This window comes from Pseudoruminococcus sp. (assembly GCF_047012705.1).
Taxonomy (GTDB): domain Bacteria; phylum Bacillota; class Clostridia; order Oscillospirales; family Acutalibacteraceae; genus Pseudoruminococcus.
On sequence record NZ_JBKXNW010000010.1, the window covers coordinates 114,817 to 130,556 of the forward strand.

Sequence of the window (15,740 nt, forward strand, 5' to 3'; positions counted from 1 at the left end):
AGATTTAGGGGCGAACTGTGTTCGCCCGTTTGGTAGGAAAGTTTTAAGCCCTAAGTTCAGATTTATTCAACAATAAACCCCAATCTATTATAAAACCCAACTAATTCCTCTCTGCAAAAAACAAAAATATCTCTATCACCCAAAGATTCTACAATTTTCGCAACAAGCTTGCTTGCGTATCCCTTACCCCTACATTCGGGCAGACACGCAACTCCACTTATAATCGCACAATTATCCGTTTCAGCCGAGGTCATACAACAAGCGATAGCCTGTCCGTCAAGCCTATATGCCAGAACTCTCGACAAATTATGTCGTACCCTGTGCGACATATCGGGATAAAAACTATCAAAGTCAGGAACTTCAAAACCCTCTCCCCGACATCTTTCAAGAACGGAATAAATTTCCCTTATAGTAGGATTAATGTCTATATTATCGGAATTTTCAGTTTCAGATTTTCCGATACACTTCATCAAGACTTCTCCGTTCCAGTATTGAGGAAAAAGCTCCTTATCCGCAAAAACTGCGTTATATCCCACGGCATCAATAAATTCTAAAAGCTCATTATTGACATTTTCGCAGAAAATAGTAATATTGCCGTCCATTCGGGAGATTACCGCTCTCGGCTTGTTATCCTCAAGCTGAACCCAATGCTCTAAAAAGTGTTCACCTGTTCCATAGGCTAAAAGCTGTGAAAGTATTCGGCAAGCAAAGGGATTCGGCTTATCCAGATATTTTTCGGCTATGGCACGATTGCTTTCATCAACGAGTAAAATCATTTCCAGCCGCCAATTCTGCCGCAAGTTTAAGTGTGTCACAGACGGCTTGTAAGTCATCTCGACTTATAAGAGATGTTGAACTGTGTAAATATCTGCACGGAACTGAAATTGCCGCTGTACGCACTCCGCCCCTTGATTGGTGGATTGCTCCCGCATCGTTTCCTCCGGCAATTTTTGTCTTGGTTTGAACAGGGATTCCGGCTTGCTTTGCATTATCCATTATAAGCTTGTAAAGTGTTCTGTCATACATAGTTGCGCCGTCCATAAAAGAAACAACCGCACCCGAACCGACCGAGCATACTTTGTCAGCCCCAGAAACATCAGGAATATCCGAAGCTGTTGTAGCCTCAACAACAATAGCCACGGCAGGATTAAGTGTAAATGCCGCACCCTTTGCTCCACGCAGGCCGATTTCTTCTTGTACTACAAAGCTAAAGTATGTGTCATACTCAAGCTCACTTTGAAGCATTTCTATAAGAGCCATACAGCCAGCTCTGTCATCAATAGCCTTTCCGATTATGCGTTCATCAGCCTCAAAAACTGAATCAAAATAAACACAGTCACCGAGAGAAACGCATTTCTCGGCTTGTTCTTTAGTATCTGCACCAATATCTATATAAAGTGAATCTATGGAAGGATTCTTTGCTCTTTCGTCAGCTTTAAGCACATGAACAGGAACTGCACCAATTACACCGGGTAATTTGTTTTTACCGATAAGAACAGCCTTTCCGCAAGCGGCTTTTTTATCGATTCCGCCCACTGTGGCAAATTTCAGTGTACCATTACTTTCTATGTTAGTAACGATAAAGCCCACCTCGTCCATATGTGCCGAGATAAGAAGCTTTGATTTTGCTCTTTGCTTGCCCTTTTTGAAAGCAAGAATATTTCCGAGAGAATCAACCTTTAATTCATCTGCATATGGCTTGATTTCTGCAAGGATAATCTCTCTTATAGCGTCCTCATCTCCGGAAACTCCGCAAGCTGTGCATAATTTTTCTAAAAGCTCAATGTTCATTAAAATGCACCTCCGTCCTCAACATACTTTACAAGAATCTTTGCAACACTTTCTATATCCTCAAGTGAAACAACTTCAACCTGTGTGTGCATATATCTTTCGGGAATAGAAAGAACTCCGCAAGGAATTCCTCCTCTGCTTCCTGCGATTACATCGGCATTTGTGCCTGTTGTTCCGCCGTTAACCTCATATTCGCACTCTAAGCCAAAGCTCTTCGAAATCTCAATCAGTTTATTTGTAACCTTTCTCGAAAGAACAGGCGCTATGCTGATAATTCCGCCGCAGCCAAATTTTCCGCTTGATTCTTCCGGAACTTCGGCTTGCTTTGCAAATCCAACATCAACTATAATCGCCTCTGTCGGTTCAAGTGCAAATGCGGCAGTTCTTGCACCAAGCTCGCTTGTTTCTTCTTGGGAACTTAGAACTATTGAAAGCTTGCAAGGAAGTTTTTTATCTTTAAGAAGTCTTGCTGTTTCGATAAGAGCCGCACAGCCTGCACGATTGTCCAGAGCCGCCGAAGCAATTCTGTTATTAAGCAACTCCTTAGGCTCGCTTCTTACAATAATTCTATCGCCAAGCTCAACAAGGCTCTTAACCTTTTCGACAGGAAGTCCGGTATCAATCCATATTTTATCCTTAGTAATGGCGTCGCCGTTGTCATTCTTGATTAAATGCGGAGGGAATGTGCAGATTACGCCTGTAATATTTTCCTTGCCAAGAATAGTTACCGCACTTGACGGAAGAACACGCATATCCATACCACCGCAAGGTGCCGCCTTAATAAAGCCTCTATCGTCAATATATGTGACGATAAGACCTATTCTGTCGATATGTGCATCAAGCATAATATGCTTATCGCTTGATTTATCGCCCATTGTGAGAATAACACTTCCGTTATCTCTATATGTTACCTCGCCAAATTCTCTCAAAATTGTTGCGGCGATAGAACAAGCGAAATCTTCATCGCCCGAAACGCCATCAGCAAGCAAAAGTTTAGTGAGTATTTCTTTTATGTTTTCCATATAATCCTCCTATCAACACCATATAAAACTACAAGAGGCTCCGTCCTAAAATCAATATTTATCTTTCCTAAGAAAATTAAAGTTTAGGTCAAGCCTTTTTAAAGGCTTGTAGGTCAAGGGCAACGCCCTTGTCGCTCTCCGCAGAGAGCGAAACACCTTTGGGCGAAGCCCAACATTCTTTACTTCTAAATGGCGAACTTTGTCCGCCATTGTTGACTAATGTTGTTGCCAAAAGAAATTTAGGGGTGAATTTCATTCGCCCCTAAGAGGGCAAGAGATGTTAAGTGCTTTGCCCTTAACACCCATGAGGGACTCCGTCCCTCAACCCTGCGAGCCTTTTTAAAGGCTCGAGCGAAACTTTTAATTGTCTTAGATAAGCTTGTTAGCTAATCGTAGGGGCGAACTATGTTCGCCCGCTCGGTAGTTCATTGGAGATTACTTCGACCGCGTCAACAAACTTATCTTGAAAGTGTCGAGCGAGACTTGTCGAGCGATTCCGCGTCTTGGGAGCGGCGGCTCGCCGCCTCGAGCAAAACTTTTAATTGTCTAAAACAAGTACATCAGCTAAGTGGTAATTCACTGGAAATTACTTCAATTCCATAACCAATCTTTTATAATGTAATCCCTTTTCGGCGAAATTCTTATACATATCAAAACTTGCACTTGCAGGTGACATAGAAACTATATCTCCACTCTTGGCTTTCTCTCGTGCAATCTTAACAGCCTCTTCCATACTATTTACTCTGATTATTTCAGGATTTCCCTCGCTGTATGTAGACGCTTTTCTTGTAGCCGCTTCAATCTTATCTGCTGTAGCTCCCATAAGAATTAAAAGCTTAACTGTCTTAGGCACGACCTCGCCCATTTCGTCATATGGAATTTTCTTGTCATATCCACCGGCAATAAGAATAATTTTGCGGTCATAAAGTGAAAGTGTACCCTTGACGGTTCTTGTAGGACTTGTTCCGATAGCGTCATTATACCAACGAACTCCGTCAAGCTCTCTGACTAGTTCCGCACGATGCTCAACTCCCGCAAATTCCATAGCAACCTTGCGGATAGTTTCGACATCAACCAAGCCCCATACTGCACTTATTGCGGCAAGGTAATTTTCTATATTATGCAAGCCAGGAATTTTAATCTCCTCAGCTTTCATTATGTGCGTTTCTTCTCCATTTATGCTCATAACTATTTCACCGTCAGGCTTCATATAAGCACCACTTCTTACAGAATTTCTGCGTGAGAATTTATAGAGAGTACCACGAACATACTCGCTAAAGCTATTTGAGATTTCGTTATCAAGATTTAATACTGTGCGTGAAAAGGCATTCTGGTGGAGAACGATATTCTTTTTAGCGTCAATATATTCCTGCATATCCTTGTGAATATCGAGGTGATTCGGTGCGAGATTTGTTACAACTGCAATATCAGGGCTTTTTCTCATAGAAATAAGCTGGAAGCTTGAAAGCTCTACAACAGCATAATCCTCAGGAGAAATTGATTCTATATCAGGCAAAAGTGGGTGTCCAATGTTTCCACCGAGGTGAACAGTCTTTCCGCTTGCCTTTAAAAATTCAAAAATAATTGTAGTTGTAGTTGTTTTACCGTCACTTCCTGTAACTGCAATTATTTTGCAAGGACATATGTCAAAGAACACTTCCATTTCACTTGTAACAGCAACACCATTGTTTCTTGCTTCTACAAGTTCGTCCATATAATATTTCATACCGGGAGTTCTGAATATAATATCCGCTCCGAGATTTTTTAAATAATTTTCGCCAAGATGAAGTTCTGCACCATATTCTTCGGCTTTATCGGCATTTTCACCGAGAGCGGTTCTTTCTCTCTTATCGCAAGCGAGAACTTTTGCACCGTATTTTGCAAACATTTTTATAAGAGGCAAATTACTTCCGCCGATACCGCAGAGAGCAACCGTTTTGCCATTAAGAGATTCAAAAAAATCAGAAGCCTTTCTTTCCATAAATAACATATCCTTTCAGCAATAATTCGTTAATTCTATTGCTATTATAAAACAATATCACCTCTAAGGCAAGAAATTCCTTAATATTTGCTCGACACTTATAAGAGAAACCTGTTGACGCATTTGAAGAAACTACCGATAAACTAACAGATTTCCCTAAGACACTTAAAAGTTTTGCTCAAGGCGGCGAGCCGCCGCTCCCAAGACGCAGTGCGTGACCGCACAGGACAAGACGCGGAATCGCTCGGCTTTGCCTCGCTCGTAGTGAAGTTAAAGAAGATAGTTAACTCGGTCGAAGAAACTACCGATAAGCTAACAGATTTCCCTAAGACACTTAAAAGTTTCGTTCGAGCCTTTTTAAAGGCTCGCAGGGTCGAGGGACGAAGTCCCTCGTGGGTTTTAAGGGTAACGCCCTTAACATCTCTTGACTTTCAAGGGCGGACTTTGTCCGCCCTTAGGGACTAATGTTGCTGACAAGAGGAATTTATCGGCGGATAAAATCCTCCGATTTAAGAAAAAAGAAATGTTGGGCTTCGCACAAAGGTATGTCGCTCTCTGCGGAGAGCGATAAGGGCGTTGCCCTTGACCTACGAACCTTTTCAAAGGCTCGAGCGAAACTTTTAATTGTCTTAAGGAAGTCATTTTGCCTAATTTTCTTCTTATTCATTGTAAAAAGTAAAAATATGTGATATAGTTTTTTTATATATTGAAGGAGGAAGTTATTATGTTAAAAAGTAGAAACAAAAATCAGACGGCTTGGCGGTTTATCTGCATTTTACTTGCCGTCACAGCGCTTTTGAGCTGTTTTATGCTCAGCACAGCAAATGCGGCAGATACCACAAGTCAAAGCGATACCACTATTACAAGTGCTAAAGACATTCCGGGAAAAAAAGTTGGTGTTCAGCTTGGTACTACTGGCGATGAATATATCACCAAATATGAGGGCGATGAAAAAGGCACGAAAGTTGAACGCTATAACAAAGCTGCCGACGCTATTCAATCTCTTAAACAGCAGAAAATTGACTGCGTTGTAATTGATGAACAAACAGCAAAATCCTTTACGGAGAAAAATTCAGATATTAAGATTCTTGATGAAGAATTTGCAAAGGAACAATACGCTCTCTGTATAAAAAAAGGTAATAAAGAACTTCTCGACAAACTCAATAATGCCATAGATGATTTAAAAGCAGACGGCACTTTATCAGATATAGTTACAAACTATACCGGCTCTGAAAAAGAAATAGGAACTAAGCCATATAATGAAAAAAATGTTGACCGCAAAAACGGCACTTTAGTTGTTGCAACAAACGCCCAGTTTAAGCCATATGAATACTACGAGGACGGAAAAATCGTCGGTATTGATATGGATATGATGAGAGCTATATGCGATAAGCTTGGAATGGAACTCAAAATTGAAGATATAGAATTTGATTCCATTATAACTTCCGTTCAATCCGGTAAAGCAGATGTCGGTGCTGCCGGTATGTCTGTTACTGAGGATAGAAAAAAGAATGTTGATTTCTCAAATTTCTACGCTGAAACAAGACAAGTTATTGTTGTAAGAAATACAGAAGCAGGTGCAACTGGCATATCATTTTTCGAGAAACTCCAACAGAATTTTGTCGATAGCAGCCGTTGGAGCTATATCGTCACAGGTCTTGGCAACACACTTCTTATTACACTCTTTGCTATTATAATCGGTATTGTGCTTGGTGCTCTTATCGCAATCGTAAGAACCATACACGACCAAAACCACAAGCTTAAAATTTTGAATTTCATATGCAAGCTATACCTCACCATTATAAGAGGTACTCCTGCAATGATTCAGCTCCTTATAATCTATTATGTAATCTTTGCGTCAGTCAATATTGATAAAGTTCTTGTTGCTATAGTCGCTTTCGGTCTTAATTCAGCCGCTTATGTTGCCGAGGTTATCCGTTCAGGCATAAACTCAGTAGATAAGGGACAATTTGAGGCAGGTCGCAGTCTTGGTCTTACATATAAGCAGACTATGCTTTCAATCATTCTTCCACAAGCTTTTAAAAATATCCTTCCTGCACTCTGCAATGAGTGTATCAGTCTTCTCAAGGAAACAGCTATCAGCGGTTATATCGGACTTACAGATCTTACAAAGGCTGGCGATATTATCAGAAGTCAGACCTTCGAGGCATTCATACCACTTATCGCTGTTGCACTTATCTACCTCATAATAGTAATGCTCTTAACCGCCGGTGTAAATAAACTCGAAAGGAAGCTTAAAAATGACAATGCAAGATAAAAGCACAAATCAAGTTCTTATAGAAGTAAAAGACCTCTGCAAAAGCTTCGGTGAACACGAGGTTCTAAAAGGCATAAACACCACTATTTCAAAGGGTGATGTTATCGCTATTATAGGTCCTTCAGGCTGCGGAAAATCTACTTTTCTCCGCTCTCTTAATCTCCTTGAAACACCTACAAGCGGTGTCATAAAATTTGAGGGTACAGATATAACCGATAAGTCCGTAGATATAAATAAAATGCGTGAAAAAATCGGTATGGTGTTCCAGCAGTTCAATCTTTTCCCTAATATGACAATCAAGCAAAATATTATGCTCGCACCTGTCAAGCTTGGCAAGATGACAAAAGATGAGGCATCGGCAAAAGCTGATGAACTTCTTGCGAGAATCGGTCTTTCCGAAAAGGCAAATTTATATTCGCCACAGCTTTCTGGCGGTCAGAAACAAAGAATCGCTATTATAAGGGCTTTGGCAATGAATCCTGATGTAATGCTCTTTGATGAACCTACATCAGCACTCGACCCTGAAATGGTTGGAGAAGTTCTTTCTCTTATGAAAGACCTCGCAGAATCGGGTATGACAATGGTTATAGTCACTCACGAAATGGGTTTTGCAAGAGAGGTTGCAAACAGAGTTATGTTTATCAATGATGGAATAATCCAAGAGGAAAACAATCCTAAGGAATTATTCGGAAATCCTCAGAACCAAAGACTCAAAGATTTCTTATCTAAGGTTCTATAAATCTAAATATCCGACCTATTATAAAACGGTGATTGCATAAGGCAATCACCGTTTTGTTATTAGCAGACTTCTCTAAGGCGGTGAGCCTCCGCTCCTAAGACGCGGTGCGTGACCACACAGGACAAGACACAGAATCGCTCGGTGTTGATAAATGAAGATTATTACCGCGGTCGAAGTAATTTCCAATGAACTACCGTTTAGCTAACAAGTTCATCTAAGACAGTTAAAAGTTTTGGTCAAGCTTTTTCAAAAGCTTGCAGTTTCCAAAGGCAGAGCCTTTGGTGGGTTTTAAGGGCAAAGCCCTTAACATTCTTTTCCCACAAAGGTGCGAATTTCATTCGCACCTCATTACTTGCCTTAACAATAAAATTTCCATATAAATTTATAATAAGAATAATTTTTTTCTTACAACGCTTGAAAAGTGAAAAAAGTTATGTTATAATTTAAAAGTTAAATCTCATATATATTTTGCGGGTATGGCGAAATTGGCAGACGCAAGGGACTTAAAATCCCTCGGACTAATACTCCGTACCGGTTCAAGTCCGGTTACCCGCACCATAAGAAAAGAGCAACTCAATAAAATATGAGTTGCTCTTTATTGTTATTACATTAAAATTAAGATTTTTTGAGGTATTTTTATATGAGAAATAAGAAAAATAAACATTTGGGAATAGAAATAGACCCTGAACTTCATTACAAACTACACTACATCTCAAAATATGAGGGGCGTTCTGCCAATGCACAAATTTTATATCTTATTCGACAGTGCATAAAAGGGTTTGAAAAAACGGAGGGAGAAATTCCTTTCGATAATAAAGATGAATGAATAAAGGAGTGGTTTCAGCCACTCCTTTTTTGTAAGCAAAAAGAAGCACCTCGCCATAATGACGAAGTGCTTCCTATAAATCAGTTTAGTTTAAACAGTTTTAAGATTAAGCAAGCTCTGCGAAATACTTAATTGTTCTTACCATCTGGCTTGTGTAGCTGTTCTCGTTATCATACCAAGAAACAACCTGTACCTCATAGAGGTCATCAGCAATCTTAGATACCATTGTTTGTGTAGCATCGAAGAGTGAACCATATCTCATACCGATAACGTCAGAAGATACGATTGGGTCTGTGTTGTAGCCGAAAGACTCAGAAGAAGCAGCCTTCATAGCAGCGTTGATGCCATCAACTGTAACATCTTTGCCCTTAACAACAGCTGTAAGGATAGTTGTAGAACCTGTTGGTACAGGAACACGCTGTGCAGAACCGATGAGCTTACCGTTGAGTTCAGGAATAACAAGACCAATAGCCTTAGCAGCACCTGTTGAGTTAGGAACGATATTAGCAGCACCTGCTCTTGCTCTTCTGAGGTCGCCCTTTCTGTGTGGACCATCAAGAATCATCTGATCGCCTGTGTAAGCGTGGATTGTTGACATGATACCGCTCTGGATTGGAGCATAGTCGTTAAGAGCCTTAGCCATAGGAGCGAGGCAGTTTGTTGTGCAAGAAGCAGCAGAAATGATTGTATCATCAGCTGTAAGAGTCTTCTCGTTTACGCTGTAAACGATTGTCTTAAGGTCGCTACCTGCAGGAGCAGAAATAACAACCTTCTTAGCACCAGCATCGATGTGAGCCTGTGACTTTGCCTTAGAGCAATAGAAACCTGTGCACTCGAGAACAACATCTACACCGATTTCGCCCCATGGGAGCTCAGCAGCGTTAGCCTTAGCATAGATTGTAAGAGTCTTGCCGTCAACTGTGATTGTGTTGGCCTCGTCATCAGCCTCTACTGTGTGAAGATTTTGACCAATCTTACCGCAGTAGCCGCCTTGTGCTGTATCATACTTGAGAAGATCTGCAAGCATAGAAGGCTTTGTGAGGTCGTTGATAGCAACAACTTCATAACCCTCTGCACCAAACATCTGGCGGAAAGCAAGACGACCGATACGGCCGAAACCATTAATAGCAACTTTAACTGACATTGTAATTATACCTCCTAAGTTTTTACTGCTTTTATTTTATAGCATTTTGAGAAAAAATACAAGTGTTTGTTTAAAATTTAACAAAATTTTCTTAAATTTATTTTTCACTTTTCGAGAATTTTATATTTTGCAGTAGTTTTTTATATATTATTCTAAAAAAGCGTCTTTGCCCTTATATTCTGCTCAATTTTTTTTAAATCATTCGGAATACTTTTATTTTTTACTCATATACTATTATTAAGTACACAAAACGAAATTGTATATTTTCAAAACAAAATCTTTAAAAAACTATTGACATTTCATTTCGAAAGAGTTATAATAATAAAGCTTTCGAAAATAGCATATCGCGGGATGGAGCAGTTTGGTAGCTCGTCGGGCTCATAACCCGAAGGTCGTTGGTTCAAATCCGGCTCCCGCAACCACTAAAAATCCTTGATAAAATTATCAAGGATTTTTCTTTATCTAAATTTATTTATCAATACTCTTAATAATACTCACCTTTAATTTAATATAAATCTAAATATATTAAATTATCTAAAAAAAGTAATTGTGTATTTGTAATTTCTGACATAAAAATTCTCCTTTTCTTCTATAAATTTAAGATTTATTTACAACACCATCGTATGTAGAATATTTAAATGTTATATCTCCATCAAGACTATAATATTTAATCTCATCAAAGATTTTGTTAGTAGTATATTTAGATACTGTTGTTAACTGTTTAGTATAGATATAGTACAACCTTATAGTAATTTTATTATCCGCTATTTCTTTTACAAACTTTTCAATTTGATTATCAACATTTTTAAATTTTTGATCGGAAAAAATATATACTAAACATCTAAAATTATCATTTTCAATATTTTCAGCACATGTCTGATTATTATTTACAGCTTTTGTAAAACCAATTCCATCCTTAAATCTCACCTTAATTACAAATTCATTTTTTAAATATTTTTTTAATTTTAAAGAAAAATACTTTTCTGCATCATCCTTCATATAGTACTGATAGTAATCATCTGAATAGGTATATATCGTGAAGCCATCTTCATCTTTTTTATCACTCAAGCTACCATAAACCATAACTTGTTGATTATTATAATTCTCGGATTTAAAACTTAATCTGTAGTAATTATAAGCCCAGTTAGTCGATCCAAATGAAACAAAAGTAAACTTATCATCAGGGTAATTTTTCTTTAAGTATTCTGTTGCTTCATTTATAATTTTTTTCTTAACATCTTCAGTAGTCATTCTTTTACTGCTTGTTGTTTCCGATGTGCTTCCACTCTGCTGTATGGGTTTACTGCACGCCGTTGCACTAACAGAAAGTATTACTGCCAATAGTATAGCCAATAACCTTTTCTTTTTTTTCATTCTTCTACCTCTCTTATAATTTATTTTATAAACTTAACTTTACTTTATTATATTTGCGAGTTAGATGTTAATTATAACATAATTTATTTTAAATTTGTTATATCTGGTAAAAAAAGTGCGTTTTCTGGTAAACTTTGTACTTGATATATGTGTTTTGTGTCGATTAAATGTTATAAAATATTTTATAAAGTGTTTTATATCCATTTTTAATTTGTATATCGTTGTCCTGTTGACTCCTTGACTTCTTAATTTTTATCTATCAGAAAAAGAAAAATCCTGATATTTTATTATGGCTTTTTACTTTGCTTAAAAGTTTGCACAAAAAATTCCGCAGCACATATACTGCGGAATTTTCATATATAAAATATTCTCAAATTCTGAAAATCTATTCCACTATACAGCCATCTTTAATAATAATCTTTCGTTTACAATAGTCCGCTACCGAATCATCATGTGTTATGACTATAAGTGTAATACCATTTTTTTCATTAAGCTCTTTGAGGAGATTCATAATTTCAACAGAAGTTTCGCTGTCTAATGCTCCTGTAGGCTCATCAGCAAGAATAATTTCAGGTTCTGAAATTATGGCTCTCGCTATTGCAACTCTCTGCCTCTGACCTCCTGAAAGCTGATTTGCTTTTTTATTAGCTTGTTCTTTTATCCCAACACGCTCTAAAGCCTCAAGGGCAAGCTTATTCATCTTGTTAAAGCTATATTTATGATTGAAATATAGCGGCAGCATAACATTCATAATAACATTTTTATGGTCAAGAAGCGAAAAATCCTGCATAACAAAACCAATTTTTTGATTGCGGATAGCTGCAAGCTTGCCATCTCTCAAACCTTTAATTTCTTGTCCGTCAATTTTAAGACTTCCGCTATCGTAGCTATCAAGAAGACCCATAATATGCATAAGCGTAGATTTACCTGCACCAGACTTTCCTTGAATAGCAAGACTTTCTCCATCTTTTATAGTCAAATCTATATCTTTTAGGGCGTGCATTTTGCTCTTGCCAACTTTATAATATTTATTAAGCTTAGATATTTCAATCATTATGATTCCTCCTGTAAACCTCAAGCGGTGTATTTTTCTTATAGACAATAAACGGAAGAATAACCGTAATAACAATAGTTACTATACAATAAATCATCGAATATATAATATTCTTATAATCTATTATGCTGCCAGCATAGCTCATTGTACCTGCGGAAAGCCGACTCATAATTACCGAAACATATATAATATTTATGATTGTAGCCAAAATTGCTACGATACTTATTTCTACAAAAAGATAGGCAAAGCTCTTCTTTCTGCTGCAACCGCATAGATAATATATAGAGTGGTCCTTGAGCTTTTTATAAGTATTCAGGGTAGCTATACTTATAAGCGTTAATGTTGCTATTATTAGCAAGAATATTGGTGTAACTATCTTTTTCATAAGATTATCACGAATATAATCGTTTGTATTCTCAAGTATCTGATCATAGGTTTCATATGTACCCACAGAGTTATAGTAATCTCTTACAGCTTCTTTTTGTTCGTCTGTACACTCTTTATTATAAATAACAAAATATGAGAATGAAAGCGATTGAAATGAATCATATTTGCTCAGTATCTCACTTGTTTGTTTATCGTCATCAAATATAATGGTATTTACCTGAATAAGAAAATCCTTTGTAGATACATCATTTGATATAGTTGAGTAGCTAACAGCATACCACGGATAGCCTATTTTTCCTATAACATGAACCTTTTGCTGTACTAAGTTTTCGTTTTTGTCGAGCATTTCTATTTCAATATCACTGCCGATAGGAATATCATTAAAAACCGCACCGCCAATAACCACATTAGGTATATCAGACTTATCTGCCTGTTCAAACCATACACCTTCGCTTAGCTCTTTACTAAAAGCCTTTTGCATAGAATCGTTATATATTTCAGTGTTAATAGTAGTTGACCTATATGATGCCTTAGAATGTTGAGCAACTGCTACACCTTCAACCCCATCAAACTTAGATATTTTTTCTTTAATTGAATTGGACTGCTTGAGTTGTTCATTTGGGTCAGGAACCATCATTATCTCTGGATTAATCATAAAGTAATCACTGTTTTGCAGATATTGGTTTTCTATAATATATCTTGAGTATGTTATATATCTATATTGACCTATAACATCTTGCATAGAAATTAGGGCAAATGAAAGTATAATAAGCATTATAATTGAAGATATGATATTTTGAGAAAATGACATTATAAATAGATTAAGCTTTTTCATTTACTGCCCTCCTTTATATTTCTTACATTCTTAAACCAATATGTAAATATAAAAGGTATTTGCACAATGATAGAAAGTCCGATAGCAAGTAAGGCAATAATTGCATAGTCCTGTACCGAATACTTTATATTTTCATACAAATTAGCTTTCGAGAACACACTGCTATAAAGCAATATATGTATTGCGATTGCTATAAGCGTAGAAATAACTATAAGGGTAACATTCTCAATAAAGTTTATAAGCATAACAACCCTTTTCTTTGCACCAACCATCATAAGTATACTATTTTCTCGTCTGCTTGAATCCATAAGGTATTTCAGCAAGAACATAAATGAAATCAAAGACAACATAAATATATATACTATAGAATAAAATTGCGATGATACTTGGTTGGCATCTTCAAAATAATATATATTTGGTCCTTTAACATAATCATATAAGCCATCATTATCAACAGCCGGATCAAATTTTATATTAAAAACATCACGAAGATGATTTACATAGCGATACATCATATTTTGCGAGAAACGCTCTTTAATAACTATATCTACCGTCCATGTTTTTATTCCGGTTTTAAAGTAAGCATCTGCCGGAATATAATACTTCTCAATCTTACCTTCGAGATCGCCTTGTGCTGTTTTTTCTTTAACAACATTAAATGTAGTATTACCTACTTTTATGCTCTTAGCTTTACCCAGTGACACTGAGGCAACATTTTTAGAAAGCTCTTCGTCGGTAAACAAGCGTCCTTTTGTATCAGAAAATGAATTATCCTCATTATTATTAAGATATGTACTAAGTATAATATATTTTTTATCTGTATCTGATGAGTCGCGATTTCCGAGTTTTTTTACCCAATAATCATTAATTGCCTCATCATTACTTGAGAACTCAATATTATTTCCATCTAAATCAATAATTGTTGTTAATTCTATATCCTGTATACCATATTTCTGTTCAAATTCCTTTAATTTTTCGATAGTATCTTCTGTTACCTCTGTTGGTGAAGAGAAAGCCACTTTATATTTTCTAAACTCTATATCATCAAAAGGAGAATAGCCTGTCATATAGTTAAGCGTATTTCCATAGTAATAAATCATCATAATAACGCACGATATAGTACCTATGAAATATAAGACAAATATTGTCTTATTTTCCGAAAAATAAGTAAGTATTCTACTTATCGCAAGCCTTAGAGTCTTCATAATCTACCCCCTTATAAATAACACTAAAACTGTGCATAATATAACGCACAGTTTTAGCATATTTTCAAGTATTGTTTAAATTAAACTAAAGTTTAGTTAATATTATAATTAAATCCAGTGTATTGGTCGGTATTTGCTTGCCTTCTCGCACCTGTAAAGTTTACCCTTTTAGCTACATCACAACTACTTACCACAGCATTATCCGTGCGTATATAACTACCGTTTATAATCTTATCAGAATATTGGGCTGACGGAACATTATTCGTTCCAGTTATTGATACACCTGCATAACCATCCATTCCGCTCGTAACCTTCGTTTCAGAATATGCAAAAACATCATCATATGGTCTAACACTTCCAACATGGTAGTACATATATCCTACTCCATTATTAGTGCTCTTAGAAAAATCTTCGTTCATATTTCTGCTAATATTTCTTGTTTCTGTTGCTGCAGAAACACTAAGTGCCGCAGAAACGAAAAGTGCTGAAGCAAAAACGCCTGCAATTATTTTTTTTACCTTCATAACAAAATCTCCTTTTTAATATATCTCACATTAATTATAAAACAACGAAGCTTCTAATATATTGTATTTATAATCAATATGGTAATTGTATTATAAATCGTATCAAATAAATTGTCAACAGTTTTTTTCACTAAATTAATAAAAAATTAGATATAAATTTCTCTTTTCACCGCTTTTATATCGTTATTAGCAAAATCTTTTTTCATTCCTATTTTATAGAATTATAACATAACTTTTTTTAATTTTGTTATATCTGGTAAAAAAAGGGCTTTTTCTGGTAAACTTTGTACTTGATATATGATTTATGTAAGTAATCAGCCTTAAATATTAAAATTAATGTGATTTCAATAATATAAAATAGTAAAAATGCACCACAAATAGTATTTCACATTCGTGGTGCATTTTACGCAGATAATTTAATGTTTTATTTTTTATGTATTATTCATACAAAAAAACAGCCTACCCTATTGGGTAAGCTGTATATAAAAGGGATTTGCACCCTCAAAACTGAATAAAGAAGCAGATTGCTTGAACCAAAGTTCATGGTCAAGCCCTCGACCTATTAGTACTGCCAAGCTGA

General features: G+C 36.5%; 14 protein-coding genes and 2 tRNA genes. 5 read left to right on the forward strand and 11 right to left on the reverse strand.

Annotated elements, in window-relative coordinates; genetic code table 11:
* Positions 1–62: 62 nt before the first annotated feature.
* The 5 genes from ACLU24_RS10865 to murD all read right to left on the reverse strand — a co-directional run bounded on the left by ACLU24_RS10865 (position 63) and on the right by murD (position 4,794).
* Positions 63–776, reverse strand: coding sequence for a GNAT family N-acetyltransferase (locus tag ACLU24_RS10865; RefSeq protein WP_412612600.1), 714 nt, complete (start codon positions 774–776; stop codon positions 63–65).
* Entirely contained in the window at positions 760–1,791 is a 1,032-nt protein-coding gene (locus tag ACLU24_RS10870; protein WP_412612602.1) for a M42 family metallopeptidase, read from the reverse strand. Before ACLU24_RS10870 ends, ACLU24_RS10865 begins: the two co-directional genes overlap by 17 nt.
* Positions 1,791–2,813 (reverse strand): M20/M25/M40 family metallo-hydrolase, encoded by a 1,023-nt coding sequence (locus tag ACLU24_RS10875; RefSeq protein WP_412612603.1) that lies wholly within the window; start codon positions 2,811–2,813, stop codon positions 1,791–1,793. Before ACLU24_RS10875 ends, ACLU24_RS10870 begins: the two co-directional genes overlap by 1 nt.
* An 88-nt stretch (positions 2,814–2,901) precedes the next feature.
* Complete coding sequence (locus tag ACLU24_RS10880; RefSeq protein ID WP_412612604.1) at positions 2,902–3,069, reverse strand: hypothetical protein; 168 nt, start codon at positions 3,067–3,069, stop codon at positions 2,902–2,904.
* A gap of 330 nt (positions 3,070–3,399) precedes the next feature.
* Entirely contained in the window at positions 3,400–4,794 is a 1,395-nt protein-coding gene (gene murD / locus ACLU24_RS10885) for a UDP-N-acetylmuramoyl-L-alanine--D-glutamate ligase (protein WP_412612605.1), read from the reverse strand.
* A gap of 724 nt (positions 4,795–5,518) precedes the next feature.
* Here murD and ACLU24_RS10890 point away from each other — a divergent pair.
* The 4 genes from ACLU24_RS10890 to ACLU24_RS10905 all read left to right on the forward strand — a co-directional run bounded on the left by ACLU24_RS10890 (position 5,519) and on the right by ACLU24_RS10905 (position 8,637).
* Positions 5,519–7,072, forward strand: coding sequence for an ABC transporter substrate-binding protein/permease (locus ACLU24_RS10890; protein WP_412612606.1), 1,554 nt, complete (start codon positions 5,519–5,521; stop codon positions 7,070–7,072).
* Positions 7,062–7,811: an amino acid ABC transporter ATP-binding protein gene (locus tag ACLU24_RS10895; protein WP_412612616.1), complete on the forward strand. Its 750-nt coding sequence runs from the start codon at positions 7,062–7,064 to the stop codon at positions 7,809–7,811. The genes ACLU24_RS10890 and ACLU24_RS10895 overlap by 11 nt, the downstream gene beginning before the upstream one ends.
* Before the next feature lie 470 nt (positions 7,812–8,281).
* Positions 8,282–8,369: transfer RNA gene (locus tag ACLU24_RS10900), tRNA-Leu, on the forward strand.
* A gap of 82 nt (positions 8,370–8,451) precedes the next feature.
* Complete coding sequence (locus tag ACLU24_RS10905; protein ID WP_412612607.1) at positions 8,452–8,637, forward strand: type II toxin-antitoxin system antitoxin; 186 nt, start codon at positions 8,452–8,454, stop codon at positions 8,635–8,637.
* Between the two features lie 106 nt (positions 8,638–8,743).
* Here the strand turns inward: ACLU24_RS10905 and gap are convergent, their stop codons facing one another.
* Positions 8,744–9,781 (reverse strand): type I glyceraldehyde-3-phosphate dehydrogenase, encoded by a 1,038-nt coding sequence (gene gap, locus ACLU24_RS10910; protein ID WP_412612608.1) that lies wholly within the window; start codon positions 9,779–9,781, stop codon positions 8,744–8,746.
* Between the two features lie 345 nt (positions 9,782–10,126).
* On the opposite strand from gap, the gene ACLU24_RS10915 reads away from it, so the two are divergent.
* A tRNA-Met gene (locus ACLU24_RS10915) sits at positions 10,127–10,203 on the forward strand.
* 175 nt (positions 10,204–10,378) lie between these two features.
* Here the strand turns inward: ACLU24_RS10915 and ACLU24_RS10920 are convergent.
* The 5 genes from ACLU24_RS10920 to ACLU24_RS10940 all read right to left on the reverse strand — a co-directional run bounded on the left by ACLU24_RS10920 (position 10,379) and on the right by ACLU24_RS10940 (position 15,160).
* Complete coding sequence (locus ACLU24_RS10920) at positions 10,379–11,155, reverse strand: hypothetical protein (RefSeq protein WP_412612609.1); 777 nt, start codon at positions 11,153–11,155, stop codon at positions 10,379–10,381.
* A 385-nt stretch (positions 11,156–11,540) separates the two neighbouring features.
* Positions 11,541–12,209 (reverse strand): ABC transporter ATP-binding protein, encoded by a 669-nt coding sequence (locus tag ACLU24_RS10925; protein ID WP_412612611.1) that lies wholly within the window; start codon positions 12,207–12,209, stop codon positions 11,541–11,543.
* Positions 12,202–13,431, reverse strand: coding sequence for an ABC transporter permease (locus ACLU24_RS10930; protein ID WP_412612612.1), 1,230 nt, complete (start codon positions 13,429–13,431; stop codon positions 12,202–12,204). Before ACLU24_RS10930 ends, ACLU24_RS10925 begins: the two co-directional genes overlap by 8 nt.
* Positions 13,428–14,636, reverse strand: coding sequence for an ABC transporter permease (locus tag ACLU24_RS10935; RefSeq protein ID WP_412612613.1), 1,209 nt, complete (start codon positions 14,634–14,636; stop codon positions 13,428–13,430). Before ACLU24_RS10935 ends, ACLU24_RS10930 begins: the two co-directional genes overlap by 4 nt.
* Positions 14,637–14,728: 92 nt before the next feature.
* Entirely contained in the window at positions 14,729–15,160 is a 432-nt protein-coding gene (locus tag ACLU24_RS10940) for a hypothetical protein (protein WP_412612615.1), read from the reverse strand.
* Positions 15,161–15,740: the final 580 nt, after the last annotated feature.